The organism is Streptomyces sp. NPDC026206 (genome assembly GCF_040638465.1).
Lineage (GTDB): Bacteria > Actinomycetota > Actinomycetes > Streptomycetales > Streptomycetaceae > Streptomyces.
This window is the reverse complement of record NZ_JBEZYL010000017.1, coordinates 32,539-57,284: the sequence shown is the minus strand read 5'-3', so window position 1 is coordinate 57,284 and position 24,746 is coordinate 32,539. Positions and strand designations below refer to the sequence as shown.

The window sequence follows — 24,746 nt, the reverse complement described above, 5'->3', positions numbered from 1 at the left end:
GCTGCGTGATCATCTCTGCTGCGCAGTTCACCGCCCGGCCCCGCGACATCGACGCCAACGTCGCCCGCATGGCCGGTTTCGTCACCGAGGCCGGCGAGCGGGGCGCCTCGCTCGTCGTCTTCGCCGAACTGGCCGTCACGGGCTACGAGCTCGACGCCATAGCCGACGGGGCCGGCCGGCTGACCCTGGCACCGGACGACCCCCGGCTCACGCCGCTGCGCGAGGCGTGCCGGGCGGCCGGCGTCGCGGCGGTGGTCAACTGCGCGGGGCGGGCGCCGGCCGGGCCGACGATCAGTTCGTTCGTGTACGGGCCGGACGGCGCGCTGCTCACCCGCTACGACAAGCAGCACGTAACGCAGACCGAGGCCGCGGCCGGCTTCGTCGCGGGGACGGCCGACGGGCGGTTCGCGCTCAACGGCGTCGCCTTCGCCCTCGCCATCTGTTTCGACGCCCACTTCCCCGCCCTCGCGGCCCGCGCGGCGGCCGACGGCTGCCGGGTGCTGCTGGCGAGTTCGCTGTACGGCCGGGGCGCGGGCCAGGCCGAACGACGGGAGATCTTCCCGGCCCTGGCGAAGGACAACGGCCTGCACGTGCTCCTCGCCAACCACGTGGGCCGGGCCGGCCCGTACGACGCGTGCGGACTGAGCGCGGTGTGGGGCCCGGACGGCACGGCCGTCGCGGAGGGGGCGGACGCGGAGGAGGGGCTGGTGCTCGGTCCTCAATCGCCGGACGGGCTTGGTTGAGCCCGTCCGGTGGCGCCTCCCGGCGGTGGCTGGGGGAGTTCGAGACCGGGTCCGTGGCGGAGCTCCGGCACGCGGCGAAGCCGCAGACCGGCTACAGCGGGAAGGGGCGGGACCGGGAGGACTCTCCGTCCTCGCGCTCAGCCGCCTCGTCCCCCTCGGCCTCGTCGTCCTCCTCGGCTGCCTCCCCCGTCAGCTCCCGCACCAGCAGCGTCGCCCCGGCAACCGCCCCCGGCATGACGAACACCGCCACGAACGGCACCAGGAACAGCAGCACCAACGGCACCCCGAAGCCGAGCGTGAGCAGCTTGCGCGAGCGCAGCATCCGCAGCCGTTCACGCAGCGCCACCCCGCGCCGCTGGAGGGCGACGGCGGTGAGCTCCTCGGCGAGGAAGAAGCCGGAGACGCAGAAGCCGATCGCGGGAATGACGGTCTGTCCGATGACGGGCACGAAGCCCAGCGCGAAGAGCAGGATGCCCCACAGCGCCACCCGCACGAGCACGGCGAGGCTCTCGCGGGCCGAGTTCCACAGGTCCCGCCAGAGCGGCAGCCCGGAGGCGGGGGCGGTGCCGCCCTCGGCGAGGTCGACCCGCTCGGAGAGCGACTCGTAGAAGGGCTGGCCCACCAGCAGTGTCACGGCGGTGAAGGAGATCAGCGAGAGCAGCAGGCAGCCGCCGAAGAACACCGCCGTCAGGGCCCCGCGGAAGAGGCCGAGCCAGGGCGTGCCCCAGTCGTCGGCGAAGGGCGTGGCCCAGTCGACGGCATCGTCCGCCCATACGACGAGCGCGACGATCGCCGCCGCGTACCCGACCAGTGTGATCAGGCCGGGCAGCAGCCCGAACCCCCACTGCCGGCGGTTACGCCCCACCCAGCGCTGACCCTTGGCCAGGTACGTCATGCCCGCAACAAGATCTCGCATGGCGGGAAAGCGTAGCCGCTTGGCGGGAATGCGATCGTCGCGCCCGGAAGCCTGCCGTCCGTCAGACGACGTCGAGGGTGACCTCGATGTTGCCGCGCGTGGCGTTGGAGTAGGGGCAGACCTGGTGGGCCTTCTCCACGAGGGAGCGGGCGGTCGCCTCGTCGACGTTCGGGATGCGGGCCGAGAGCGCGACCTTGATGCCGAAGCCGCCGTCCGCGGCCTTGCCTATGCCGACCTCGGCGGTGACGGTCGAGCCGGAGATGTCGGCCTTGGCCTGGCGGGCGACGACGCCCAGCGCGCCCTGGAAGCAGGCGCTGAACCCGGCGGCGAAGAGCTGCTCGGGGTTGGTGCCGGCGCCGCTGCCGCCCAGCTCCTTCGGGGGGTTGACGACGACGTCGAGCTTGCCGTCGTCGCTGGCGACGCGGCCGTCACGGCCGTTCTCGGCGGTGGCGACGGCGGTGTAGAGGACCTCTACGGGCTGGATCGGCATAACGTTTCTCCTCTGCGGGTGCATGCGGGGGTGGCCGGCAGCCCGCTGCGGGGCCGCCGTCAGGCGTTCGTGGTGCTTCAGGCGTTCGTGGCGCTCCAGGCGCCATGGGCGCTCATGCGCTCATGGCGCTTCAGGCGTCGAGAGTGACGATCATCTTGCCGGTGTTCTCGCCGCGCAACAGGCCCAGAAAAGCTTCTGATACGTGCTCGATGCCGTGCACGACCGTCTCGCTGTACTTGAGCTCGCCGGAGCGGATCCAGCCGCCGACCTCCTGGACGAACTGCGGGCGCAGCGCCTCGTGGTCGGAGACGATCATGCCCTGGACGCGCAGCCGCTTCGCCAGGATGTTGACCATGTTGCGCGGGCCGGGCGTCGCCTCGGTGGCGTTGTACTGGGCGATCATGCCGCACATGGTGACGCGGCCCTTGAGGTTGAGGGCGCCGAGCGCTGCTTCGAGGTGGTCGCCGCCGACGTTGTCGAAGTAGACGTCGATGCCGTCGGGTGCGGCCTCCTTCAGCTGCTCGGCGACGGGGCCGCTCTTGTAGTTGAAGGCGGCGTCGAAGCCGTACTCGTCGAGGAGGACCTTGACCTTCTCGTCCGAGCCCGCGCTGCCGATGACGCGCGCGGCGCCCTTGAGCTTGGCGATCTGGCCCACCAGGCTGCCGACCGCACCCGCGGCGCCGGAGACGAAGACGGTTTCGCCCTCCTTGAAGGAGGCGACCTCCAGCAGGCCCGCGTAGGCGGTCATGCCCGGCATGCCCAGCACGCCGAGGTAGGCGGAGAGCGGAGCGATCCCGGCGTCGACCTTGGCGGCGCGCCGGGCGTCCACGACCGCGTACTCGCGCCAGCCCAGGCCGTGCAGGACGTGGTCGCCGGGCGCGAAGCCCTCGGCGCGGGAGGCGACGACCTCGCCGACCGCACCCCCGTCCATCGGCTGGTCGAGCTGGAACGGCGGGATGTAGGACTTCACGTCGTTCATCCGGCCCCGCATGTACGGGTCCACCGAGAGGTGAATGTTGCGGACGAGGATCTGGCCGTCGGCGGGCTCGGGGATCGCGGCCTCGCGCAGGGCGAAGTCCTCGGGCTCGGGCCAGCCCTGCGGACGGGCGACGAGGTGCCATTCACGGCTGACGGCGGGCGTGGCGGACATGGGGACCAACCTTCCTAATGCTTCAGGAGCTGAAACAATCATGTGCCTCGATATTTCATGTTGTCAAGTAACCGGGTAGGCTGTGTCCCATGACTGCGACCCCGGCCCCGACTCCGCCGACCCCGCCGGCCGGCCCCCCGGCGCCCCCGCCCGACGCCCTGACGGTCGAGGTCGTCGAGCTCATCGGGACGGTCGTGGCGCGCTACCACGAGGAGTACGAGGAGGCGGCCGGCAAGCACTCGCTCACGGGCGCCCAGGCGCGCGTCCTGGCCCTGCTGGCCCGCGATCCGATGCCCATGCGGAAGATCGCCCAGAAGCTGAAGTGCGAGCCGTCGAACGTCACGGGCATCGTCGACCGCCTGGAGGCCCGGAGCCTGGTCGAGCGCCGCCCGGACCCCGACGACCGCCGCGTCAAGCTCGCCGCCGCGACGGCCGATGGCCGGGCCACCGCCGACCGGCTGCGCGAGTCGCTGCACTTCGCGCGGGAGCCGCTGGCCGGGCTGTCGACGCGGGAGCGCACGACGCTGCGCGACCTGCTGAGGCGGATGCTGGGCGAGGACGGAGCAGGGGCCCGCGAGCTCTGAGAGCCCCGGGCCCTCCGCCCGCGGCCGGAGCCGCGTGCCGCCCTATCCGGCGAGGGTCAGCTCGGCGGCGGTGACGACCGTGCCCAGGCGCGGCATGTCCAGCGTCACCGACGCCCGGTGCTCCTCCGCGGTCAGGGCGCTCATCGCGTCCTCGACGAAGACGAGCTCGTAGCCGTGGTCCGCGGCGGCACGGGCGGTCGACTCCACGCCGAGATTGGTGGCGATCCCGGCCAGTACGAGCGTCCGCACGCCCCGCTCACGCAGCCGCGCGTCGAGCTCGGTGCCGTGGAACGCCCCCACGGCCCGCTTGACGATCTCGATGTCCCCGGGCTCGGCGATCCCGGCGAGCAGCCCGCTGCCGGGCGGCTGCTCCGCGACGCCGGTCCGCTCCACCCGCACGACCACCACCGGCGCCCCGGCCTTGCGGAAGGCTCCCGCCAACTGCGCCGCGGTCCCGGCCACTTCGTCGCCGGGGCGCGGCGCGAGCGGCAACGCCACGAGGCGTTCCATGAGATCGACGAGGACGAGTGCGGTGCGCTGGGGGTCGATTTCCGTCATGGCCAGACGGTACCGGCCACGACCACGGCATGGGCGGCCTCCGGGCGTGCTCACGGCTGCCGGGAGGTAAAGCTTGCGGGAAAGGGCGGCTTTCGCTCCCGCCCGTACGACCGGCGCGCCAACTCGCCCGGGTTCCCCGATCGGTTGCCCGGACGAGGTCCCGGTGCGCGACGATTGCCCCCATGAGACCGGCACCCGACCCCGCCCCAGGCGCCACCCCCGCCTTCGGGCCCCTGGAGTTCCAGCTCGTCCTGTTGCGCCGGATGGCCGACCACCAGCCCGGCCTGGTCGAGGACGCGCTGCGCGAACTGGGCACCGGACGCGGCGAGATGCGCGAGGCCAACCGCCGCTGGCAGGCGATGCTGCGCTCACCGCGCCGCGGCGGCGCCCGGCCCCGCTACCGCTCCGTGCTCGGCCCGCCCGAGACCGTCACCGAGCGCCGCGTCGGGGACCTGGCCTTCGAGGCGACGACGTGGCCGGTGCCGCTCTGGCCCGACCTGCGCTTCGAGGTGCTGGGCGCGCCCGGCGGCGCAGTCTGGAACGAATGGCTGGTGCGCGCTCCCGGCGCACGAGGGCCCTCGCTCCGCACGATCGAGGACCTGCTGCCGTGGTCGTGCACGGTGGACGAGGTGGCGCGGGCCTTCGCGCCCGCCCGCCCCATGGAGGGGACGGCTCCCACGCGCTGGCAGCTGGCCTTCGCCGCCCCGGACGCCTCGGGACACCGTGGCGAGTATGTGGCGGAGTTCACGTGGGGCCTGTTCCAGCGGCTGGTGGGCCGGGCGGGCGGGGTGGCCGGGGGCCCATGAGCGGGCGGCCTCCCCCTGTGGTCGCACTTCGGGGGCGGGGAAGTGGCCGATCGGCCGAGGCACGGACGGCGGTCCGGTTCCTACGGTGGACGGCATGTCCCGTCGTACGCACCTCTTCACCCCCGCCCTGCTGGCCGTGCCGGTGATTCTGCTGGCCGCGTGCTCGCCGGGCGGCGGCACCGACAAGGTCATCGGCGGCCCGGCCCGGGCCGAGGAGCCCTCCCGGGTCGCCATCCCCTCCATCGGCGTGGCCAGCCCGCTGATCCGGGTGGGCCTGAACAAGGACGACACCGTGCGGGTCCCGCCGCCCGGGAAGAGCATGACCGCCGGCTGGTACACGGGCAGCGCCAAGCCCGGCACGCCGGGTACCGCCGTGATCGTCGGCCACAGCGACGCCCGCGACGGCAAGGCGGTCTTCCATGACCTGCACAAGGTCACCAAGGGCACCGTGATCGACGTCGAGCGCGGCGACGGGGTGGTGCTGCACTTCTCCGTGACCGGTACGGAGAAGGCCGGTGAGAGCGCCTTCCCCAAGCGGAAGGTCTACGGAGAGACGAACGAGAGGGCGCTACGGCTCGTCTCCTGCGCGGGCGAACTCGACGGCGGCGGGCACCCTGCGGAGAATCTCGTCGTCCACGCCGAACTGAAGGCGTAGGCGCGCGGCGCCCAGGCGGCGTGTGCGCCCGTCCACGCCGGAGAAGGCGTAGGCGCGCGGCACCCAGGCGCGCGTGTGCGCCCGTCCACGCCGGAGAAGGCGTAGGCGCGCGGCACCCAGGCGCGCGTGCGCCCATCCCCGCTGGAGAAGGCGTAGGCGCGCGACACCCAGGCGGCGTGTGCGCCCGTCCACGCCGGACCGAAGGCGTAGGCGCGCGGCCTCAGGCGCCTCTGCGCCCGGCCCGCGCGCCCGTGGGCGTCCTCCGGTCGCCTCTAGGCGATCTCTGCGGACAGCGTGATCGTCGTCCCGGCGAGCGCCTGGCTGACCGGGCAGTTCTTCTTGGCGTTCTCGGCCGCCGCCACGAAGCCCTCCTCGTCCAGGCCGGGCACCTCGCCGCGGACGGTCAGGTGGATGCCGGTGATGCCCTCGCCCGGCTGGAAGGTCACCTCGGCCTTGGTCTCCAGGCGGGTGGGCGGCGTACCGGCACCGGTCAGGCCGTGGGAGAGGGCCATGGAGAAGCAGCTGGAGTGCGCGGCCGCGATGAGCTCCTCGGGGCTGGTCTTGCCATTGGCCTGCTCGGCACGGGAGGGCCAGGAGACCGGGTAGGAGCCGATGCCCGACGACTCCATGGTGACGACCCCACTGCCCTTGAGCAGTTCGCCTTCCCAGACGGTGGTCGCGATGCGGTTGGTGGCCACTGGTTCCTCCCAGGAACAACGGTCATATAAAGATCAGTACGACGTCCCGATCATCCTGCCCCGGTCCCGCCGCCCCCGGTTGCGACACGCCCGTTCCAGGCGAGGAGCGCCGGGCGTCCGTGCTCGGTGCCGATCCGGCTGACGGTCCCGGTGTCCAGCCGGAACAGCGCACCGGCCGACGGCGGCAGCCCGAGCCTACGAGCCGTCAGCACCCGCAGGAAGTGCGCGTGCGCGACCAGGACGACATCGCCGCCGTCCTCGCCGTCGAGCCGGGGCCCGATCCGCGCCAGCACCCGGTCGGCGCGGGCCCCCACCTGGCCGGGCGTCTCCCCGGGGTGTCCGTCGGGGCCGGGGACGACCCCGTCGTCGAACAGGAACCAGCCGGGCCGGCCACGCCGGATCTCGGCGGTCGTGACGCCCTCGTAGCCGCCGTAGTCCCATTCGCGCAGGTCGGGCTCCGTCCGGGCGTCCTTCAGCCCCGCCAGCTCCGCGGTGCGCGCCGCCCGGGCCATGGGACTCACGAGCACCAGGCCGATCTGCCGCCCCTGAAGCAACGGCCGCAGCCCCTCGGCCTCCCGCTCACCACGCTCGGTCAGCGGCTTGTCGGTCCAGCTGGTGTGCCGCCCGTCCCGGCTCCAGGCCGTCTCCCCGTGCCGGATCAGCAGCAGCTCACTCATCGCCGCCCTGCGCCTTGTCCTGCGCCTGCGTCACCGAGGCCCGCACCTCGTCCATGTCCAGCGCCCGCGCCTGCTGGATCACGTCCTCCAGCGCGGCCTCCGGCAACGCCCCGGGCTGGGCGAACACCGCGATGTTGTCCCGCACGATCATCAGCGTCGGGATCGACCGGATCTCGAAGGCGGCCGCCAGATCGGGCTGCGCCTCGGTGTCGACCTTGGCGAACACCAGATCGTCATGGCGCCCGGCCGCCCTCTCGAACACCGGCGCGAACTGCCGGCACGGCCCGCACCACTCGGCCCAGAAGTCGATGAGGACGAACCCGCCCCCGGACACGACCTCGTCGAAGTTCTCCTTGGTGAGCTCCACGGTACTGCTGCTCATGACCGCCTACCCGCTTCCGGTTGTCTCGTCCGCCCCAGTGTGGCCCACGCACGGCAACGGACCCGGCCCGCGACGTATTCCGGCCCCGCCACCGCCCGGGATCCGGCCCCCGACAGCACGAAGCCCCGCCCGGTCGGAACCGGTCGGGGCGGGGAGGAGGCCATGAAGAGGCAGGTCGCAACGTTTCTGCACCTGAACCGCGTGAGTGGGGCGGGTGGGACTCGAACCCACGGCCGACGGATTATGAGTCCGCTGCTCTAACCGGCTGAGCTACCGCCCCGTTCACGGCGCGTCGCGCACATCTGTGCGCGCCGTCTGCCGCAGCATAGCCGTTCATACGATCTGCTGCCCCGGAGGGGCCTTATCGTGTGATCGGTCTGACCAAGAGGACTTCGATCACCGCGGTTCGGTTCCTCCCGGAATGAAAAAAGGACCCCCGGGAGGGGCCCTCTCTCATCTGCTCCCCCGACTGGACTCGAACCAGTAACCTGCCGATTAACAGTCGGCTGCTCTGCCAATTGAGCTACAGGGGATCGCGCTCCCCCGACTGGACTCGAACCAGTAACCTGCCGATTAACAGTCGGCTGCTCTGCCAATTGAGCTACAGGGGATTGTCGCGTTTGCCTCGAATGCACCCCCGTCCGGCCTCCCGGGCGGCGTGCGCTCGCTGCGACACATACATTAGCGCAAGCAGGGGGGTGCTCCGCCAATCGGTATGCCCGGACCCCGGGAGTGACCTTCGGTCCTGCCGGGTAGGCGGCAGCACAGCGGCGGATCCAACGGAAGGGTGAGGCGCTATGCGCTACCGGCTGACGTTCATCACCGGCGCGGCTGTCGGGTACGTGCTCGGCGCACGGGCCGGGCGCGAGCGGTATGAGGAGCTGCGCAAGGGAGCGCGGCGGGTCGCACAGAATCCGGCGGTGCGCAACACGGCCGAAACCGCCGCGGTCAACAGCCGGGCAGTGGCCACCAAGGCGTTCGGCAAGGTCGGCGAGCGGTTGCCGGAGGCGGTGACCGGCCGGATCCGCTCCCTGCGGGGCCGGGGCACGGCCGACGAGGACGACTGGGGCACCAGCAACACCTGACCGGCGGCGGCCGGTGCCCGACCGGATGCGGGGTATTCCCCCAGGGTTTGGCATCATCACGGCATGGGCATAGTCGCCGGGTTGGACAGTTCCTCGGAGAGCACACGGATCGTCGTCTGCGACGCGGACACGGGCGCCGTGCTCCGGCAGGGGTACGCACCCCATCCGCAGTCGTCGCCGGAGGGCGATCCACAGGCGTGGCTGATCTCGCTGGGTGAGGCGGCGACCGGCGGGCTGCTGGAAGGCGTGCAGGCCATCGGCGTCTCCGCACAGCAGCACGGGCTGCTCACGCTGGACGCGGGCGGCGTGCTCGTACGCCCCGCCCTGCTCGGCAACGACAAGCGCGTACAGGCCGCCGCGGCCGATCTTGCCGACGCGCTGGGCGGCCGGGCCGCGTGGGCCGAGGCCGTCGGGGCGGTACCGCAGGCGGCGCAGCCGGTGGCGAAGCTGCGCTGGCTGGCCCGTAACGAGCCGGAGTCCGCCGCGCGGGTCGCCGCGGTGCTGCAGCCGCACGACTGGCTGGTCTGGCAGCTGCTGGGCCGCCCGGGGCGGTGCACGACGGACCGCGGTGACGCCTCCGGTACGGGTTTCTGGTCGGCGGCCACGGGCGGCTGGCGGCCGGACCTGGTGGAGCTGGCGCTGGGCCGCCAGGCGGCGCTGCCCGAGGTCCTGGGCCCGGCCGAGCCCGCCGGGCACACCCCCGAGGGGCTGCTGATCTCCGCCGGGACGGGCGAGACGATGGCGGCGGCCTTCGGGCTGGGCGTCGGCATCGGCGACGCCGTGATCTCGATGGGTGCCTCCGGTTCGGTCTTCGCCGTGCACCACTCGGCGCTCGCGGACACCACGGGCACCATCACCTCCTTCGCGGACGCGACCGGCATGCACCTGCCCGTCGTGCACACCCTCAACGCCGTGCGGGTCCTGCGGGGCACCGCCGAGCTGCTCGGCACGGACCTGCCGGGCCTCTCCGAGCTCGCCCTGCAGTCCTCCCCCGGCTCGTACGGGCTGGTGCTGCTGCCGTACCTGGAGGGCGAGCGGACCCCGCACCTGCCCCACACGGCGGGCACCCTGGCCGGGCTGCGGCGCGAGAGCATGAAGCCGGAGCACCTGGCGCGGGCGGCCTTCGAGGGCATGCTGTGCGGGCTCACGGACGCGCTGGACGTGCTGCGCGGGCGCGGCGTCGAGGTGCGCCGGGTGTTCCTGCTGGGTGCGGCGGCGGAGCTGCCGGCCGTGCAGGCGATCGCACCGCTGCTGTTCGGCACCCAGGTCGTCGTGCCGCAGCCGGCGGACTACGCGGCGCTGGGCGCGGCCCGGCAGGCGGCATGGGCCCTGGGCGTCCAGCAGGGCACGCTGTCCCCGCAGCAGCCCCCGCTCTGGCCTGCCGCCGCCAGCCAGGTGTTCGACCCGTCCGGCGAGGATCTGGCCGTCGGGCACGCGGTGCGGCAGCAGTACGTGACCGTGCGGGAGCAGACCCACCCCGGGTCGTTCAACGTGTCCTGACCGTTCCGGGCGCCGCGTGCTCAGTCGAGATAGCCGCGCAGCTGGTCGGCGAAGGCGTGATCGCGCAGCTTGTTGAGGGTCTTGGACTCGATCTGGCGGATGCGCTCGCGCGTGACGCCGAAGATCCGGCCGATCTCCTCCAGCGTGCGGGGCCTGCCGTCGACCAGCCCGTACCGCAGCTGGACGACCTTGCGCTCGCGCTCGCCCAGCGTGGAGAGCACGGCCTCCAGGTGCTCGCGCAGCAGCAGGAAGGCGGCGGACTCCACGGGCGAGGTGGCGTCGCCGTCCTCGATGAGGTCGCCGAGCGCGACGTCGTCCTCCTCGCCCACGGGCGCGTGCAGCGACACCGGCTCCTGGGCCAGGCGCAGCACTTCGCTGACGCGTTCCTGGGAGAGCTCCAGGTGGGCGGCGACCTCCTCGGCGGTGGGTTCGTAGCCGCGCTCCTGCAGCATGCGGCGCTGCACCCGCACCACGCGGTTGATCAACTCCACTACGTGGACGGGCACCCGGATCGTGCGGGCCTGGTCGGCGAGCGCCCGCGACATGGCCTGACGGATCCACCAGGTGGCGTATGTCGAGAATTTGTAGCCGCGGGCGTAGTCGAATTTCTCAACCGCCCTGATCAGTCCCAGGTTTCCCTCCTGGACGAGGTCGAGCATGGTCAGCCCGCGGCCGATGTAGCGCTTGGCGACGGAGACGACGAGGCGCAGGTTGGCCTCGATGAGGCGGCGCTTGGCCATGCGGCCGAGCACCACCAGGCGGTCGAGGTCGAGGGCGAGCCGGGTGTCGAGGTCGGGCGTGCTGCTCAGCTTCTCCTCGGCGAAGAGCCCGGCTTCGACGCGGCGGGCCAGCTCCACCTCCTCCACCGCCGACAGCAGCGGGATGCGGCCGATCTCCCTCAGGTACTGGCGGAAGAGGTCGGAGGAGGGGCCGCTGGTGTCGGCGCGCACGGCCGGTTCCGGTTCCGGGGCCGCCTCCTCGACGAAGGCCGGGGTCTCGGACGCGGGCGGCTCGGCCTGCTGCGGCACGGTCGGTGCCGGATCGGCCAGGGCCTGAGGCAGGGTCGGGGTCCGGGTCTGCACGGGGGCGACCTCCAGGGTGATCGCTGCTGAGGCGGCAGAGCATGCGGCAGAGCATTCATGGCGAGGCGACGGCCGGGCCGCCACCCGTGCCGGGGAGCTGGAGCGGCTTCGCGGGGGAATCCGGGTCCGGCAGGCCGGGCCTGCCGCGCTCCGAGGACTCAGGCACCGCCCACCAGTGTGGGGTACGACGCGGGCCCGCCACGAGGGGCGTGCGCTCACTTTCTGAGCCCGTATCGTGACCGGCTGCTTACGCGATGGGTACTTACAGCGCGGCGGCGCCGCGGTCCTTGAGGGACTTGCCGTACTGCTGGAGGACCCACAGCTCGTTCTGCACGGCGGCCAGGTGCTCGGGGGCGGCCTGTGCGCCCAGGCGGACGAGGCCGGCCTGCACCTCCTCGACGCGGCGCTCGACGGCCCGCAGCCGGACGTGGACGAGCTGGGTGCCGGCGTACGCCTCGTCGACCGTGCGGGCGTGGACGGCCTCGACGGCGAGCTCGGTGACCAGGGCGCGGACGGTGTCGTCGGGGGCGACCTCGCGGACCTTGGCGAGGTAACCGCTGTCGGCCTGGGTGACGCCGCCGGCCTCCTCGATGGCGCGCCGCACCAGGACGTAGGGCGGGGCGGTGAACTCGTCCTCCCCGTAGGCGTCGAAGGCGGGGGCGACCAGCTCGGGGTGCTGCAGGGCGAGCTTGAGCAGCTCGCGCTCGGTGCGGTGGGCGGGGCTGCGGAGGTTGAGCGCGGGGCCGCGCTGAGCCTGCGGGGCCGCCGGTGCGGGCGAGGACGGCCGGTGCTGCGTGCGCCCCTGGTCCTGGCCGGGGCGCTGGCCTCGCTCGCGGGCCCAGCGGGCGAGCCGGCCGACGCGGCGGACGACGAACTGGGTGTCGAGGATGCCGAGCATGCCGGCGAGCTGGACGGCGTACTCGTGCTGGATGGCGCCGTTCTTGATGCCCGCGACGATGGGCGCGGCGGCCTCCAGCGCGGCGGCGCGGCCCTCGGCGGTCTCCAGATTGTGCCGGGCGACGACTTGGCGGATGGCGAAGGCGAACAGCGGGGTGCGGGTGGCGACGAGGTTCTGGACGGCGGCGTCGCCCTCGGCCAGGCGCAGCTCGCAGGGGTCCATGCCGCCGGGGGTGATGGCGATGGAGGTCTCGGCGGCGAACTTCTGGTCGTCCTCGAAGGCGCGCAGGGCGGCCTTCTGGCCGGCGGCGTCGCCGTCGAAGGTGAAGACGACCTCGGAGGCGGCGTTGTCCATCAGCAGCCGGCGAAGGATCTTGATGTGGTCGCCGGCGAAGGAGGTGCCGCAGGTGGCGATGGCGGTGGTGACGCCGGCGAGGTGGCAGGCCATGACGTCCGTGTAGCCCTCGACGACGACGGCGCGGTTGGACTTGGCGATGTCCTTCTTGGCGAGGTCGATGCCGTAGAGGACCTGCGACTTCTTGTAGATCTGGGTCTCGGGGGTGTTGAGGTACTTGGGGCCGTTGTCGTCGTCGCGGAGCTTGCGGGCGCCGAAGCCGATGACTTCGCCGGTGATGTCGCGGATGGGCCACATCAGCCGGCCGCGGAAGCGGTCGATGGGCTTGCCGCTGCGGCTGTCCTGGGCGAGGCCGGACAGCAGCAGCTCCTTGTCGCTGAAGCCCTTGCCGCGCAGGAAGCGGGTGAGGTGGTCCCAGCCGGCGGGGCTGTAGCCGACGCCGAAGTGCTGGGCGGCGGCCTGGTCGAAGCCGCGGCCGGCGAGGAACTTCCGGCCGATCTCGGCCTCGGCGCTGCCGAGCTGGTCGGCGTAGAACTGTGCGGCGATCTTGTGGGCCTCGACGAGGCGGATGCGCTCGCCCTGCTGGCGGCCGGGGGTGTAGCCGCCCTCCTCGTACCGCAGGGTGATGCCGGCCTGGGAGGCGAGGCGCTCGATCGTCTCGGCGAAGGAGAGGTGGTCGATCTTCATGATGAAGTCGACGGTGTCCCCGCCCTCCTGGCAGCCGAAGCAGTAGAAGAGCCCCTTGGCGGGGCTGACCTGGAAGGAGGGGGACTTCTCGTCGTGGAAGGGGCACAGGCCCTTGAGATTGCCCCCGCCCGCGTTGCGCAGCTGGAGGTACTCGGACACGACGGCGTCGATCGGGACCGCGTCCCGGACCGCCTTCACATCGTCATCGTTGATCCTGCCTGCCACGCGTGAAGTCTACGGTGGCCCACCGACACTCCCGCTCGCCCCGCTCGCTCCGCCCGCCCCGCTCGCTCCGGCGCTCGACGGGAGCTTGATCGTGAAGACGGCGTGCGGGCCGATGCCCTCGATCGCGAACTCCTCGCCCCGCGCCTCGAAGCCGTGCCGCTCGTAGAAGCCCCGGGCCGCGGTGCGGCCGTTGCACCACACCAGGGCGGCACCGCGGGCCGCGGCCTCGGCGAGGCCCGCCCGCAGCACGGCGACGCCGTAGCCGAGGCCGCGCACGGCGGGGTCGCTTGCCATGCCGCGGAAGCGGTACGCCTCCTCGCCGGTGCCGGGCAGGGGTTCGGGGACGAAGGTGACGCAGCCCCGTACGGCCCCCTCCTCGTCGTACGCCGCGACGTGGAACGTCCCGGGGGCGGCGTCCTCGGGGAAGACGGCCGCCCCGGCGGGCAGGCCGGGGCGCAGCACGGCGTGCCGCAGCGCGAAGATCTCCCCGACGGGTACCAGGGCGGTGCGCGGGGGTCTCATGACGCGACCAGGGAGTCCAGCGCCACCGCCGGGTCGGCGAGGGCGTCCGGGTCGAGGCGGGCGCCGGAGCGGATGAGGTGCTGGACGGGTTCGGTGACGTCCCACACGTTGACGTTCATCCCGGCGAGCAGCCGGCCCTCGCGGAGCCAGAAGGCGATGAACTCGCGCTTGCCGACGTCGCCGCGGCAGACCACCTGGTCGTAGGAGCCGGGGGGCGCGTATCCGGAGTACTCCAGGGAGACGTCGTACTGGTCGGAGAAGAAGTAGGGCACCCGGTCGTAGGAGACCTCCTGGCCCAGCATGGCGCGGGCGGCCGCGGGGCCCTCGTTGAGCGCGTTGGCCCAGTGCTCGACGCGCAGGCGGGTGCCCAGCCAGGGGTGCTCGGCGGCGGCGACGTCGCCGGCGGCGTAGATGTCGGGGTCCGAGGTGCGCAGCGAGGCGTCGACGGCGATGCCGCCGCCGTCGGCGCGGCCGACGAGGGCCAGGCCGGCGGCCTCGGCGAGGGCCGTACGGGGGGCGGCGCCGATGGCGGCGAGGACGTCGTGGGCTGGGTGCTCCTCGCCGTCGTCGGTGCGGGCGGCCAGAACCATGCCGTCGTGGCCGGCGATCTCGGTGAGGCGGCCGCCGAAGTGGAAGCGGACGCCGTGCTCGCTGTGCAGATCGGTGAACAGGGCGCCGAGTTCGGGGCCGAGGACGCCGTGCAGCGGGGTCGGCTCGGGCTCGACGACGGTCACCTCGGCTCCGTAGCCCCGGGCGGCGGCGGCGACCTCCAGGCCGATCCAGCCCGCGCCGGCGATGACGAGGTGGCCGTTGTCGCGGCCGAGGGAGGACAGGACGCCGCGCAGCCGCTCGGCGTGGGCGAGGCGGCGCAGGTGGTGGACGCCGGCCAGGCCGGTGCCGGGGACGTCGAGGCGGCGGGGCTCGGCGCCGGTGGCCAGCAGCAGCTTGTCGTAGTGGATGAGGGTGCCGTCGCCCAGGCGCACGGACCTGGCGCCGCGGTCGAGGTGGACGGCGGGCTGGCCGAGGTGGAGCTCGATGTCGGCCTGGGCGTACCAGGCGGGTTTGTGGACGAAGACGCTGTCGCGGGCATCGCGGCCCGTGAGGTACCCCTTGGACAGCGGCGGCCGCTCGTAGGGGTGCTCGCGTTCGTCACAGATGAGGATCACCCGCCCGGTGAAGCCTTCGGCGCGAAGGGTCTCGGCCGCCTTGGCACCGGCCAGGCCCCCTCCGACGATGACGAACGTCTGGTGTGCGTCCACCACTTGCTGCCTCCTCGCTGCCGCGCAGCACGTGCCCGTTGACACGTCTGCGGTTGTCGCCCCCGGACGAAAAGCGACGCCACTGCCGAGCGTCCCGCACCCGGCGTGCCGCCGGTAGAGGGAGTACCCCGGACCGGCGGCCGGTCGCAAGGGCCACCCGGATCATCCATGGGACCCGGCCGGCGGCCGGGGGCGCGGCGCCGTGCCGGGCCGGGCGAGCCTGGCGTGCAGGGAGCGCGCGGAGCTGTCGGTCAGGGCGGCGATCTGGTCGACGACCGCGCGCAGCCGTCCGGCGTCGTCGGCGGCCTCGTTGAACAGGGAGCGGAACTGCGGGTCGAGGCCGTCGGGGGCGCGCTCGACGAGTGCCTCGGCGAGCTCGGCGATGACGACGCGCTGCTCGGCGCGGAGCTTCTCCTGGTCCGGGCGCTGCATGACGTACCGGTCCGCGACGGCCTTGAGCACCGCGCACTCGAGCCGCGTGGCACGGAGGACGACGAGCTCGGCGCCGTAGCGCGTGAGCCGGCCGGGCCCCCAGGCGGCCCGGGTGGCCCCTTCGGCGGCGAGGCAGAAACGGCCGATGAGCTGGCTGGTCGCGTCCTTGAGGCGGGCCTGGGAGACGGCGGAGCCGTCGTAGCCGTGCGGCCACCACTCCTGCCCGAGGAGGCGGTCCAGCGCCTCGGCCAGCTCCTCGGGGCCGGCCCCCGGTGCGTAGCGGCCGGCGGCGACGGCGAAGATCTCGCGGCGCTCGGGGTCGCTGAGCAGGACGCCGGGGTCCAGATGGCCCGCGTGCAGCCCGTCCTCGACGTCGTGCACGGAATAGGCGACGTCGTCGGCCCAGTCCATGACCTGGGCCTCGAAGCTCTGGCGGTGCGCGGGGGCGCCGCGGCGCAGCCAGTCGTAGACGGGGATGTCGTCGGGGTAGACACCGAACTTCCGGGAGGCCGGGTCGACGGGGTGGCCGCCGCGCGGCCACGGGTACTTGGTGGCGGCGTCGAGCGTGGCACGGGTGAGGTTGAGGCCGACGCTGACGAGCTCGCCCGTGGCCGGGTCGGGGGCGAAGCGCTTGGGCTCCAGCCGGGTGAGCAGGCGCAGCGACTGGGCGTTGCCCTCGAAGCCGCCGCACAGCCCGGCCACTTCGTTGAGAGCCTGCTCTCCGTTGTGCCCGAAGGGCGGGTGGCCGAGGTCGTGTGCCAGGCAGGCGACCTCGACGAGGTCGGGGTCGCAGCCGAGGGCCGCGCCCAGCTCCCGGCCCACCTGGGCGCACTCCAGGGAGTGGGTCAGGCGCGTACGGGGGCTGGCGTCCCAGTCCTGGGCGCTCACGCCCGGGGTGACGACCTGGGTCTTGCCGGCGAGGCGGCGCAGCGCCGCGGAGTGCAGCACGCGCGCCCGGTCGCGCTGGAAGGCCGTGCGGCCGGGGCGCTTGTCGGGCTCGGGTGCCCAGCGCTCCAGGTCGGACGGCTCGTATCCGGCGATGCCGGGCTTCTCTGTCGCGGTCCCTGCTGTGCTGCCGTTCATACACCCGACGGTAGCCCCAGGGTGTGACAGCAGCGATGCGCGTACGGCCCGGGAACCTCCTGGAACCCTGCCGCGTTGATCTCTCGCGAACGGGGGAGGTCTGATGGATTCGGCGGTTCCGGTGCGAAAGGCGCGCCTGCGGTTGAAGTTGCCGTGGCGGCTGCCTGCGACCAGAGGCGGCAGGCGGCGTGCGCTGTGGGTGCTGATGGGTGCCTGCGTGCTGGCGCTGCTGCCCGCCACGTGGGTGTACGCGGCGGGCGCGCCCCGGGTGCGGGCCATGGCCGACGTGCCCTCGGCACCGGTCGCGATGGTCTTCGGCGCGGGCCTGTGGGAGGGCGAGCCGTCCCCCTACCTGGCGCACCGGCTGGACGCGGCGGCCGAGCTGTACCGCGCGGGCAGGGTCCGCGTGATCCTCGTGACCGGCGACAACAGCCGCGAGGACTACGACGAACCGGACGCGATGCGCGCGTATCTGACGCGGCGCGGGGTGCCCGACGACCGCATCGTCAGCGACTTCGCCGGCTTCGACACCTGGGACTCGTGCGCCCGCGCCGAGCGCGTCTTCGGCGTGAAGCGGGCGGTGCTGATCACCCAGGGTTTCCACATACGCCGCGCCCTGGCGCTGTGCGAGGCGGCCGGGATCGACTCGTACGGCGTCGGGGTGGCCGCCAAGCACGACGTCACCTGGTACGCGGGCGGCGCGCGCGAGGTCTTCGCGGCGGGCAAGGCCGCCCTGGACGCGTTCGTGCGGCCCAGGCCCTCGTTCCTCGGGCCGCACGAACCGGGCGTCGAGCGCGCCCTGGCGGCGGCACGGGGGTAGGAGGCACGGGGGTGGGCGGCACGGGGGTAGGCGGCACGGGCCCGCGGCGGGCGCCCCGCCGGGGCCCGGCACGCACCCACGTGGCGGGCCCGCGGCGCCGCGGCCCGGCGTCGGGCCGCGTCAGGCGCGCCTGGGCTCCCGCCCGTTGATGGCGTCCAGGTAGAGCCTGAAGATCTCGTCGTCGTTGACGGGGCTGTAGGAGATCTTGTCGCTCTCGTCGCCGTCGGGCCCGCCGCCGTTGAGCCCGCCGAGGACGCCGATCAGGTCGCCCGTCCTCGTCTTCTCGTCGAAGTGGATGAGCCACGGGCTGCCCGAGGTGCCGGAGAAGTAGCCGTCACAGCGCATCGTCAGCTGCTTGTGGCCCTCCAGCCGGCTCGTCATGGCCGTACAGCGGATGGCCTGGTCGGCGGGGTCGCTGTCGGTACTCGGGTAGCCGATGACGGTCGCCCGGTTCGTGTCGCCGGGGGTGCGGACCAGGCGGTTGGCGCCGGTGACGCGCTCGATCTGGCGGCCCCGGCCGTCGGGGCGGACCGTGGCGAAGGCGAAGTCCAGGTCGGAACCGTCACCGATGTCCTCGCGCCGGGGGTCGACGAAGGTACGGTCGACCGCCCACACCCCGTAGGGCTGCTTGCGCTCGCCCCCGCGGTAGCCCGGGACGAAGGCGGCGTCGTCGCCGATGCCGCAGTGGCCGGCGGTGATGATCAGGTTGCCCTTGGGGCTGTGCACCACGCTGGCCGTGCAGTGGTGGTCCCGCATGTCCTCGCCTACGTAGAACAGCACCCCGACCGCCGGAACCCCGTCGAAGTGGCGGGCGCTGCCGGTGATGCGCTGGGCCTCGCTCCCGGCGTAGGCGTCCGCGTCGTCGCCCGTGGAGGCGGACATCCGCGAAGGGCCCCAGAACCGGCGGGCCTCCGCGCTCGACCAGCTGCCGTCCCGGCCGTGTCCGCCGGCGCCCTGCGGTACGGCCGCCGCGAGCGCGACCACGTACAGCCCCGCGACCACGGACCGGACCCATGGGGTCCGGCTCCACCGGGAGAAATGCACAGGCGCCCCCAGCGCGTCAGGAAGGTAGGCGACAGGCTAACGGGAACGTGCGCGATCGCCACGCACCGGACTGCGTTCCGCACTGCCGGTCGTACAAATGACCGATAAGTCCGGCCCCGGCGCCCCCCAGCCGCCCCAACGGTCTCAGCCGCTCCACTGGTCGTACGCCAACTTGCACACCAGCGACACCACCACCACGACCAGCACGCCCCGCACGAAGCCGCTGCCCCGCTTCAACGCCATGCGCGCGCCGACCGCGCCGCCCGTGAGGTTGAAGACGGCCATCGGCGCCGCCACGTGCCACAGGACGGCACCCTGCGCCGAGAAGGTCACCAGGGCGCCCACATTGGTGCACACGTTGACGATCTTCGCGGTGCCGGAGGCCGTGACCAGGTCCATGTGGAGGATCCCGGCCAGCGCGAGCACGAGGAACGTGCCGGTGCCGGGGCCTATGAGCCCGTCGTAGAAGCCGATGCCGAGGCCCGCGACGAGGATCGCCACCAGCACGCGCCGCCGGGTCGCCGGGGTGGCGGAGACCGTGGTGGTGCCGAAGGCGGGGCGCAGCAGGAGGAAGGCGAGCACGGCCAGCAGGACGGCCATGATCAGGGGGCGCAGGACGGCGCTGTTGATGCCGGACGCGAAGAACGCCCCGGCCAGCGAGCCGCCGAGCGCGGCCAGGCCGATGCGGACGGCGGTGCGCAGGTCCAGGGTGGCCTTGCGGGCATAGGCGACGGCGGCGGCGGTCGTGCCGCAGATGGCGACGGCCTTGTTGGTGCCGAGGATGTGCGCGGGCGCCGTGTGCGGCAGTCCCACCAGCAGCGCCGGGAGTTGGAGCAGACCGCCCCCGCCCACCACGGCGTCGATCCACCCGGCCGCGCCCGCGGCCACGCAGAGCATGAACAGCGTTGTCAGGGATATGTCGGGGGTCACCGGCGGATCGTACGGGCACGGGGGCGCCCGGCGCCGTTGCGGCCCATGAGGGCGACGGCCTCCCCGCCCCGCACGGACAGGCCGATGTCACGCAGCGCGTCGACGTGGCCATGCCGGACGGCCAGGCCGTCCACGGCAGCGGCGGCCACGGCTGCGGCGGGCGCCGTGCGAGCGCGGAGCCGGCTCCCGCGGACCGGCTGCCGGAGCAGGGGCCCCGTCCGGCGGCGTCAGCGGCGCCAGCCGCTCCCGCAGGGGCCCGGCCTGGCGACGGGCGTCACGTACGGTCAGCGGCAGCGGCAGCGGCGGCAGCAGCAGCAGCAGCAGCAGCAGTCGATGGTCACCGGTGCCTGGGACCGGCCGGTTCGTGGATCCGCTCAGTCCTGGGGAGCGCTGCGCCACCTCCACGAGGCCCGGCGCGGGTGCCCGGGCAGTTCCGTGCGGCCGGTGGCCCACAGCAGGGTGGGCCAGGGGTCGGCGCCCGTGGGAGCGTCGGGGAACAGCCGGGCCAGGGTCCGCTCGCACAGTGCGGCGGGCGGCTCCCAGGTGACGCCCAGCCCCGCGGCGACGTCGTGCGCGTGCACCAGGGCCTCGACGACCCCCATGGCCGCGAAACCCTCCGGGTCCGAGACCCCGTAACTGTGGAACGCCCGGGTCTGCGGCGGCTTCGTACGCACCATGGCCGCCAGCAGCCCCGTGCTCGCCTCCAGCACCTGGAACAGCCCGGCCAGTCCCGCCCCGCGCTCCGCGTGGATCGTCTCCTCGGGGCCGCCCGGTCGCAGACGGGCCTGCAGGACGGGCACATAGCCGTCCAACGGCGGCTCCGGCGGTGCCAGTTGCATGGCGTAGCAGAACATGTCGTCGGCGAGGTGCTCGACGGTCTCCCGGCAGTCCCACTCCAGCGAACCCGCGCGGTTCTGCCAGCTCGCCTCCGGTGCACCGCGCACGGCGGCGATCATCAGCCGGACGACCTCCTCGACATCATCGGCGGTGACGGGCTGCCGGCCGGGGCCGCCCGATGGCGAGCCATGCGCCAATGAACCATGCGCCGATGGCCCATGAAGTGACGAACCATGAACTGACGGGTCATGCGTTTCGGTCATGGCGCGACCGTACCAATGCCCACTGACAACCAGCGGGGAGTTTTCCCGTTCAGGCATGCGGATCCGGACCACCTGCGGGGCATCCCTCACCTAGGCTGGGAACGCCAGAGCGACTCACTCGTCACCGCCAGGACGGACCGCAGAGGAGCACAGCGCAGATGAACGGCTGGAGCGCGAGCGACATCCCCGACCAGAGCGGCCGCACCGCCGTGGTGACCGGCGCCAACAGCGGCATCGGCTACGTGACCGCCAGGGAGCTCGCCCGGCGCGGCGCCCGGGTGGTGCTCGCCTGCCGGGACACCACGCGCGGCAAGGCGGCCGAGGAACTGCTGCGGGCCCAGGCGCCCGGCGCCCAGGTCCGGCTCGCCCGTCTGGACCTGGCGGACCTCGACTCCGTACGGACCTTCGCGGCGGACCTCGCGGAAGAGCGGCTGGACCTGCTGGTCAACAACGCCGGGGTGATGGCACTGCCGCACCGAAGGACCGTGGACGGCTTCGAGATGCAGTTCGGTACCAACCATCTCGGCCACTTCGCCCTCACGGGACTCCTGCTGCCCCGGCTGCGGGCGGCCGGGCCCGGCGCGCGCGTGGTCACGGTCTCCAGCGGGCTGCACTTCCTGGGCACCGTCGACCCGCGCGACGTCAACATGGACCACCGCTACCGCCGCTGGATCGCCTACGGCCGCTCCAAGAGCGCCAATCTGCTCTTCGTGCACGAGCTGGCGCGGCGGCTGACCGCCGAGGGCTCCGGGGTGGTGGCGGCCGCCGCGCACCCCGGGTACGCGGCGACGAACCTGCAGACGGCCGGGGCGCGGATGGAGGAGCGGGCCTGGGCGGAGCGGGCGGCGGAGCTCCTCAACCGTGCCGTCGCGCAGAGCGCGGAGGAAGGGGCTCTGCCGTCGCTGTACGCCGCGACGGCGCCTGGCGTGCGGCAGGACGATTTCTTCGGCCCGCGCGTGCAGTTGTGGCGGGGTTCGCCGGCTCGTTCGCTTCGCGCGTCGTGGACGCGGGACGACCGGGCGAGTGCGGGGTTGTGGGCGGTGTCGGAGCGGATGACCGGCGTCACGTACGAGTGGGTGGGTGCCTAGGGTTGGGCCGGGGGGGCTTGGCCCCTGACCCGCCCTTTCACCGTTTCTTGTCCTCAAACGCCGGACGGGCTGGTCGTGCCCGTCCCCAAACGCCGGACGGGCTGGTCGTGCCCGGTCCCCGAACGCCGGACAGGCCCGGTTGACGAACCCGCCGGACGGGCCGGACGCGCAGCGTCCCCAAGCGCCGGGCGGGACGGGTCGGCGGGCTGGTCTCACTTGTCGCCGGGTGGGTCCGGTGCCAGGGCTGCCTTCTTCAGCAGGCGGCGGGCGCCCTCGTCGTCGATGCGGGCGGCCAGGGCGGCCAGTGGCAGGGCGCCCTCGCGCAGGAGGCCGTGGGCGCGGGCGCGGCGGGCGCCGGTGTCGAGCCGGTGCCACAGGAGCGGGTTCGCGGCGAGCACGGCGGGGTCCAGTTCGACGCGGTTGCCGCCGGCGTCCCGCAGGACCAGGCGTGGGGCGACGCCGTCGGCACGGCGCACCTGGGTGAGCAGGTCGGTCCGTACCCGGTGCTCGCGCAGCAGCCCGCGGGCGGCCAGCCAGTTCTCGCCGGCGGTGATGCGCGCGGGCCGCAGTACGGCGACGAGTGCCGCCCCGAGGGCGCTCCAGGCGCAGCCACGCGGCCAGTCGAGGCTGCCGCGGGCGAGGTCGGCGAGGACGAGCACGCCCCCGAGTGCCAGCCCGCACCACCAGGCGGCGCGGGCCTCGCGCCGCCAGCCCCGGTCCCAGGCCAGCACGCCGCCTTCGGGCGGGCGGGCCCCGCAGCCCCGGCCGTACGCCTCGCCCGCCCGCGTACGCGCCCGTAATGTCTGTCGCCGTCCCATGGTGCCGACGCTAGAACCGCGCGCCGGACCGTACGCCGGGTGTTGACACTGTGCTGACGCGGTCTTGGCCAATCCTTGCGGGACCCTGACGCCGCGCCGCCCCGGGCGTCAAGAACGCGTTCGGATCGTGGCAAAGAGCGCCAAGACGCCGCCAAGGCCGGGCGCCGCCCCGTCGGCGCGGACGCACGCTGGGCCTCCGCGACCACGGAGGTACGACAGAAATGTCCATGCTGGCCCATTCGGAGCACGCTGCCGGTACCGGCGAAGAGCCGCCCGGTACCGGTGCCGCGCGGGCCGCGGCGCAGGACCCGCACCGGCTGACGGCAACGCAGGGTCTGGCGGCCCTCTCGCTCGACGCGATGGCGTCGGTGGCGTACGGTCCCGAGGCGATCGTCCTGGTGCTGGCGGCGGCCGGGGCGCACGGTCTGGGTTTCACGCTGCCGGTCACGCTGGCGATCGCCGCCCTGCTGGCCGTGCTGATCGCCTCCTATCGGCAGGTGATCGCGGCGTTCCCGGACGGCGGCGGCTCCTATGCCGTCGCCAAGCGCCATCTGGGCCGGCGTACGAGCCTGTTCACAGCCGCGTCGCTGGTGCTGGACTACGTGCTGAACGTGGCCGTGTCGGTGACCGCCGGCGTCGCCGCGCTCACCTCCGCCTTCCCCTCCCTCCACGGTGACCGGATGTGGCTCTGCCTGGGGGTGCTGGTGCTGGTCACGGCGGTGAACCTGCGCGGCATCGTGGACTCGGCGAAGGCGTTCATCGTGCCGACGGCCGTCTTCGTCGGCTCGGTTCTGGCGCTGATAGCCGTGGGGCTCTTCCGTGACGCTCCCGCGAGCACCGCGGCCGCCGCCGGGCACGCGTCCGTGCTCGCCGGCGACGCCACCACCGTCGGCGCGCTCCTGCTGCTGAAGGCGTTCGCCGCCGGCTGTTCGGCGCTGACCGGCGTCGAGGCCGTCGCCAACGCCGTCCCGTCCTTCCGCGCCCCGGCCGCCCGTCGCGCGCAGCGCACCGAGGTAGCGCTGGGCGCGCTGCTGGGCGTCATGCTGATCGGGCTGTCGGTGCTCATCGGCCGGTTCCATCTGCAGCCGGTCGAGGGCGTGACCGTCCTCGCCCAGCTGGCGGACGCCTCGCTCGGCCACCACTGGGCCTTCTACGTCGTGCAGTTCGCGACCGTCGTGCTCCTGGCGCTGGCCGCGAACACCTCCTTCGGCGGGCTGCCGGTCCTCATGGGCCTGCTCGCCCGCGACAACTACCTGCCGCACGTCTTCGGCCTCAAGGCCGACCGCCAGGTCCACCGTCACGGTGTGCTGGCGCTGGCAGCCGTCTGCGCGCTGCTGCTGGTCTTCTCCGGCGGCGACGTCAACACGCTCGTGCCGCTGTTCGCGATCGGGGTGTTCGTCGGCTTCACCATCTGCCAGGTCGGCATGGTCCGCCACTGGCGGCAGGAACGTTCCGCCGGGTGGCGGGGCAAGGCGCTGCTCAACGGCTTCGGTGCCGTGCTCACCGGCGTGTCGGCCGTCGTCGTCACGGCCACCAAGTTCGCCGAGGGCGCCTGGCTGATCGTCGTCGCGCTCCCGGTGCTGGTAATGGCCTTCGAGGCCGTCCACCGGGCCTACGCGCGGATCGGCGAGCGGCTGGAGCTGGGCCGGGTTCCCGAGACGCCGCGGCGCTGCCACTCGGTGGTCGTCGTGCCCGTCTCCTCGCTGTCCCGGCTGACCAGCAAGGCGCTGACGGCCGCCGTATCCCTGGGCGACGAGGTGGTGGCGGTCACCGTCACCCAGGCCGACGGCGAGGGGCGGCGGGCGGCGGAGTCGCTGCGCCGGGACTGGGAGCTGTGGCGCCCCGGCGTGGACCTCGTCGAGCTGCCCGCCCCCTCGCGCTCGCTGGGCCGGCCGATCGTGCACTACGTCCGCGAGCTCGCCGACCGCCACCCCGACATCCGCGTCACCGTCCTCATACCGGAGGTCGAGCCCGCGCACGTCTGGCAGCGGCTGCTGCAGAACCAGCGCGGCGCGGTCGTCGCCCACGCGGTGCGCCGGGACACCGACGCGGTGATCTGCCGGCTGCGGTTCCGGCTCGGCGCCCAGCCGGCCGGCGCCCGGCAGGGCACGCCCGGGAAGGCCGGCACACGGCGGTAACCCCTCTGTCGTAATCCCTCTC

Annotated in this window: 26 protein-coding genes and 3 tRNA genes; 9 read left to right on the top strand and 20 right to left on the bottom strand. The window is 73.4% G+C overall.

Features of this window, described 5'->3' with window-relative positions; genetic code table 11:
* Positions 1-5 precede the first annotated feature (5 nt).
* A complete protein-coding gene (locus tag AB0F13_RS22255) occupies positions 6-743 on the top strand; it encodes a carbon-nitrogen hydrolase family protein (RefSeq protein WP_362084950.1) in 738 nt (245 codons plus the stop codon).
* 91 nt (positions 744-834) lie between these two features.
* On the opposite strand, the gene AB0F13_RS22250 is transcribed toward AB0F13_RS22255, so the two are convergent.
* The 3 genes from AB0F13_RS22250 to AB0F13_RS22240 form a co-directional block, all read right to left on the bottom strand.
* Positions 835-1,659 (bottom strand): EI24 domain-containing protein, encoded by an 825-nt coding sequence (locus tag AB0F13_RS22250; RefSeq protein WP_362084947.1) that lies wholly within the window; start codon positions 1,657-1,659, stop codon positions 835-837.
* Positions 1,660-1,720: 61 nt separating this feature from the next.
* Positions 1,721-2,149 carry an organic hydroperoxide resistance protein gene (locus AB0F13_RS22245; RefSeq protein WP_362084945.1) on the bottom strand — a complete coding sequence of 143 codons (429 nt, stop codon included), beginning with the start codon at positions 2,147-2,149 and terminating at the stop codon, positions 1,721-1,723.
* A 130-nt stretch (positions 2,150-2,279) separates the two neighbouring features.
* Positions 2,280-3,299, bottom strand: coding sequence for an NADP-dependent oxidoreductase (locus AB0F13_RS22240; RefSeq protein WP_362084942.1), 1,020 nt, complete (start codon positions 3,297-3,299; stop codon positions 2,280-2,282).
* Between the two features lie 89 nt (positions 3,300-3,388).
* Here AB0F13_RS22240 and AB0F13_RS22235 point away from each other — a divergent pair, with 89 nt between their 5' ends.
* On the top strand, positions 3,389-3,883 hold the full coding sequence (locus AB0F13_RS22235) for a MarR family transcriptional regulator (RefSeq protein WP_362084939.1): 495 nt from the start codon (positions 3,389-3,391) through the stop codon (positions 3,881-3,883).
* Between the two features lie 42 nt (positions 3,884-3,925).
* Here the strand turns inward: AB0F13_RS22235 and AB0F13_RS22230 are convergent, their stop codons facing one another.
* Positions 3,926-4,441, bottom strand: a complete 516-nt coding sequence (locus AB0F13_RS22230) for an isochorismatase family protein (protein ID WP_362084936.1) — start codon at positions 4,439-4,441, stop codon at positions 3,926-3,928.
* 182 nt (positions 4,442-4,623) lie between these two features.
* Here AB0F13_RS22230 and AB0F13_RS22225 point away from each other — a divergent pair, with 182 nt between their 5' ends.
* Together AB0F13_RS22225 and AB0F13_RS22220 are read left to right on the top strand one after the other, a co-directional pair.
* Complete coding sequence (locus AB0F13_RS22225; protein ID WP_362084933.1) at positions 4,624-5,247, top strand: hypothetical protein; 624 nt, start codon at positions 4,624-4,626, stop codon at positions 5,245-5,247.
* 94 nt (positions 5,248-5,341) lie between these two features.
* The gene (locus AB0F13_RS22220; RefSeq protein WP_362084930.1) at positions 5,342-5,902 is read left to right on the top strand and encodes a sortase; all 561 of its coding nucleotides are present in this window, start codon (positions 5,342-5,344) and stop codon (positions 5,900-5,902) included.
* A 272-nt stretch (positions 5,903-6,174) separates the two neighbouring features.
* Here AB0F13_RS22220 and AB0F13_RS22215 read toward each other — a convergent pair whose 3' ends face one another.
* The 6 genes from AB0F13_RS22215 to AB0F13_RS22190 all read right to left on the bottom strand — a co-directional run bounded on the left by AB0F13_RS22215 (position 6,175) and on the right by AB0F13_RS22190 (position 8,270).
* Positions 6,175-6,600: an OsmC family protein gene (locus AB0F13_RS22215; protein ID WP_362084927.1), complete on the bottom strand. Its 426-nt coding sequence runs from the start codon at positions 6,598-6,600 to the stop codon at positions 6,175-6,177.
* A 50-nt stretch (positions 6,601-6,650) separates the two neighbouring features.
* Positions 6,651-7,277 carry a histidine phosphatase family protein gene (locus AB0F13_RS22210; protein ID WP_362084925.1) on the bottom strand — a complete coding sequence of 209 codons (627 nt, stop codon included), beginning with the start codon at positions 7,275-7,277 and terminating at the stop codon, positions 6,651-6,653.
* Positions 7,270-7,659 (bottom strand): thioredoxin, encoded by a 390-nt coding sequence (gene trxA, locus AB0F13_RS22205; protein WP_362084922.1) that lies wholly within the window; start codon positions 7,657-7,659, stop codon positions 7,270-7,272. The genes AB0F13_RS22210 and trxA overlap by 8 nt, the downstream gene beginning before the upstream one ends.
* 206 nt (positions 7,660-7,865) lie before the next feature.
* Positions 7,866-7,939 (bottom strand) — tRNA-Ile (locus AB0F13_RS22200).
* 180 nt (positions 7,940-8,119) lie between these two features.
* Positions 8,120-8,192 (bottom strand) — tRNA-Asn (locus tag AB0F13_RS22195).
* Between the two features lie 5 nt (positions 8,193-8,197).
* Positions 8,198-8,270 (bottom strand) — tRNA-Asn (locus AB0F13_RS22190).
* Positions 8,271-8,456: 186 nt separating this feature from the next.
* Between AB0F13_RS22190 and AB0F13_RS22185 the strand changes: the two genes are divergently transcribed.
* Complete coding sequence (locus tag AB0F13_RS22185; protein ID WP_362084919.1) at positions 8,457-8,744, top strand: YtxH domain-containing protein; 288 nt, start codon at positions 8,457-8,459, stop codon at positions 8,742-8,744.
* 63 nt (positions 8,745-8,807) lie between these two features.
* The gene (locus AB0F13_RS22180) at positions 8,808-10,244 is read left to right on the top strand and encodes an FGGY family carbohydrate kinase (protein ID WP_362084916.1); all 1,437 of its coding nucleotides are present in this window, start codon (positions 8,808-8,810) and stop codon (positions 10,242-10,244) included.
* A gap of 20 nt (positions 10,245-10,264) precedes the next feature.
* Here the strand turns inward: AB0F13_RS22180 and AB0F13_RS22175 are convergent, their stop codons facing one another.
* The 5 genes from AB0F13_RS22175 to AB0F13_RS22155 form a co-directional block, all read right to left on the bottom strand.
* The gene (locus AB0F13_RS22175; protein ID WP_362084913.1) at positions 10,265-11,410 is read right to left on the bottom strand and encodes an RNA polymerase sigma factor; all 1,146 of its coding nucleotides are present in this window, start codon (positions 11,408-11,410) and stop codon (positions 10,265-10,267) included.
* 178 nt (positions 11,411-11,588) lie between these two features.
* Positions 11,589-13,490, bottom strand: a complete 1,902-nt coding sequence (dnaG, locus tag AB0F13_RS22170; protein ID WP_362084910.1) for a DNA primase — start codon at positions 13,488-13,490, stop codon at positions 11,589-11,591.
* A 9-nt stretch (positions 13,491-13,499) separates the two neighbouring features.
* Positions 13,500-14,012 carry a GNAT family N-acetyltransferase gene (locus AB0F13_RS22165; RefSeq protein WP_362084907.1) on the bottom strand — a complete coding sequence of 171 codons (513 nt, stop codon included), beginning with the start codon at positions 14,010-14,012 and terminating at the stop codon, positions 13,500-13,502.
* A complete protein-coding gene (locus AB0F13_RS22160; RefSeq protein WP_362084905.1) occupies positions 14,009-15,274 on the bottom strand; it encodes an FAD-dependent oxidoreductase in 1,266 nt (421 codons plus the stop codon). Before AB0F13_RS22160 ends, AB0F13_RS22165 begins: the two co-directional genes overlap by 4 nt.
* A gap of 159 nt (positions 15,275-15,433) precedes the next feature.
* Positions 15,434-16,786 (bottom strand): deoxyguanosinetriphosphate triphosphohydrolase, encoded by a 1,353-nt coding sequence (locus tag AB0F13_RS22155; RefSeq protein WP_362084902.1) that lies wholly within the window; start codon positions 16,784-16,786, stop codon positions 15,434-15,436.
* Positions 16,787-16,889: 103 nt separating this feature from the next.
* Between AB0F13_RS22155 and AB0F13_RS22150 the strand changes: the two genes are divergently transcribed.
* Positions 16,890-17,606 carry an ElyC/SanA/YdcF family protein gene (locus tag AB0F13_RS22150; protein ID WP_362084899.1) on the top strand — a complete coding sequence of 239 codons (717 nt, stop codon included), beginning with the start codon at positions 16,890-16,892 and terminating at the stop codon, positions 17,604-17,606.
* A 120-nt stretch (positions 17,607-17,726) separates the two neighbouring features.
* On the opposite strand, the gene AB0F13_RS22145 is transcribed toward AB0F13_RS22150, so the two are convergent.
* From AB0F13_RS22145 to AB0F13_RS22130, 4 genes are all read right to left on the bottom strand, one after another.
* On the bottom strand, positions 17,727-18,608 hold the full coding sequence (locus AB0F13_RS22145) for a hypothetical protein (protein WP_362084896.1): 882 nt from the start codon (positions 18,606-18,608) through the stop codon (positions 17,727-17,729).
* 186 nt (positions 18,609-18,794) lie between these two features.
* Complete coding sequence (locus tag AB0F13_RS22140; RefSeq protein ID WP_362084893.1) at positions 18,795-19,580, bottom strand: TSUP family transporter; 786 nt, start codon at positions 19,578-19,580, stop codon at positions 18,795-18,797.
* Entirely contained in the window at positions 19,577-19,729 is a 153-nt protein-coding gene (locus AB0F13_RS22135) for a hypothetical protein (RefSeq protein WP_362084890.1), read from the bottom strand. Before AB0F13_RS22135 ends, AB0F13_RS22140 begins: the two co-directional genes overlap by 4 nt.
* Before the next feature lie 225 nt (positions 19,730-19,954).
* Positions 19,955-20,536, bottom strand: coding sequence for a maleylpyruvate isomerase N-terminal domain-containing protein (locus AB0F13_RS22130; protein WP_362085198.1), 582 nt, complete (start codon positions 20,534-20,536; stop codon positions 19,955-19,957).
* A gap of 302 nt (positions 20,537-20,838) precedes the next feature.
* Between AB0F13_RS22130 and AB0F13_RS22125 the strand changes: the two genes are divergently transcribed.
* Positions 20,839-21,768: an oxidoreductase gene (locus AB0F13_RS22125; protein ID WP_362084887.1), complete on the top strand. Its 930-nt coding sequence runs from the start codon at positions 20,839-20,841 to the stop codon at positions 21,766-21,768.
* 212 nt (positions 21,769-21,980) lie between these two features.
* On the opposite strand, the gene AB0F13_RS22120 is transcribed toward AB0F13_RS22125, so the two are convergent.
* Positions 21,981-22,586: a hypothetical protein gene (locus tag AB0F13_RS22120; RefSeq protein WP_362084884.1), complete on the bottom strand. Its 606-nt coding sequence runs from the start codon at positions 22,584-22,586 to the stop codon at positions 21,981-21,983.
* Between the two features lie 221 nt (positions 22,587-22,807).
* Between AB0F13_RS22120 and AB0F13_RS22115 the strand changes: the two genes are divergently transcribed.
* Positions 22,808-24,724: an APC family permease gene (locus AB0F13_RS22115; protein ID WP_362084881.1), complete on the top strand. Its 1,917-nt coding sequence runs from the start codon at positions 22,808-22,810 to the stop codon at positions 24,722-24,724.
* The last annotated feature ends 22 nt before the right edge of the window (positions 24,725-24,746 follow it).

Coding starts and splice junctions, on each gene's coding strand:
- AB0F13_RS22250 (WP_362084947.1), bottom strand. CDS start 1,659: ATGCGAGATCTTGTTGCGGGCATGACGTACCTGGCCAAGGGTCAGCGC.
- AB0F13_RS22245 (WP_362084945.1), bottom strand. CDS start 2,149: ATGCCGATCCAGCCCGTAGAGGTCCTCTACACCGCCGTCGCCACCGCC.
- AB0F13_RS22240 (WP_362084942.1), bottom strand. CDS start 3,299: ATGTCCGCCACGCCCGCCGTCAGCCGTGAATGGCACCTCGTCGCCCGT.
- AB0F13_RS22235 (WP_362084939.1), top strand. CDS start 3,389: ATGACTGCGACCCCGGCCCCGACTCCGCCGACCCCGCCGGCCGGCCCC.
- AB0F13_RS22230 (WP_362084936.1), bottom strand. CDS start 4,441: ATGACGGAAATCGACCCCCAGCGCACCGCACTCGTCCTCGTCGATCTC.
- AB0F13_RS22225 (WP_362084933.1), top strand. CDS start 4,624: ATGAGACCGGCACCCGACCCCGCCCCAGGCGCCACCCCCGCCTTCGGG.
- AB0F13_RS22220 (WP_362084930.1), top strand. CDS start 5,342: ATGTCCCGTCGTACGCACCTCTTCACCCCCGCCCTGCTGGCCGTGCCG.
- AB0F13_RS22210 (WP_362084925.1), bottom strand. CDS start 7,277: ATGAGTGAGCTGCTGCTGATCCGGCACGGGGAGACGGCCTGGAGCCGG.
- trxA (WP_362084922.1), bottom strand. CDS start 7,659: ATGAGCAGCAGTACCGTGGAGCTCACCAAGGAGAACTTCGACGAGGTC.
- AB0F13_RS22185 (WP_362084919.1), top strand. CDS start 8,457: ATGCGCTACCGGCTGACGTTCATCACCGGCGCGGCTGTCGGGTACGTG.
- AB0F13_RS22180 (WP_362084916.1), top strand. CDS start 8,808: ATGGGCATAGTCGCCGGGTTGGACAGTTCCTCGGAGAGCACACGGATC.
- AB0F13_RS22165 (WP_362084907.1), bottom strand. CDS start 14,012: ATGAGACCCCCGCGCACCGCCCTGGTACCCGTCGGGGAGATCTTCGCG.
- AB0F13_RS22155 (WP_362084902.1), bottom strand. CDS start 16,786: ATGAACGGCAGCACAGCAGGGACCGCGACAGAGAAGCCCGGCATCGCC.
- AB0F13_RS22150 (WP_362084899.1), top strand. CDS start 16,890: ATGGATTCGGCGGTTCCGGTGCGAAAGGCGCGCCTGCGGTTGAAGTTG.
- AB0F13_RS22130 (WP_362085198.1), bottom strand. CDS start 20,536: ATGATCGCCGCCGTGCGCGGTGCACCGGAGGCGAGCTGGCAGAACCGC.
- AB0F13_RS22125 (WP_362084887.1), top strand. CDS start 20,839: ATGAACGGCTGGAGCGCGAGCGACATCCCCGACCAGAGCGGCCGCACC.
- AB0F13_RS22120 (WP_362084884.1), bottom strand. CDS start 22,586: ATGGGACGGCGACAGACATTACGGGCGCGTACGCGGGCGGGCGAGGCG.
- AB0F13_RS22115 (WP_362084881.1), top strand. CDS start 22,808: ATGTCCATGCTGGCCCATTCGGAGCACGCTGCCGGTACCGGCGAAGAG.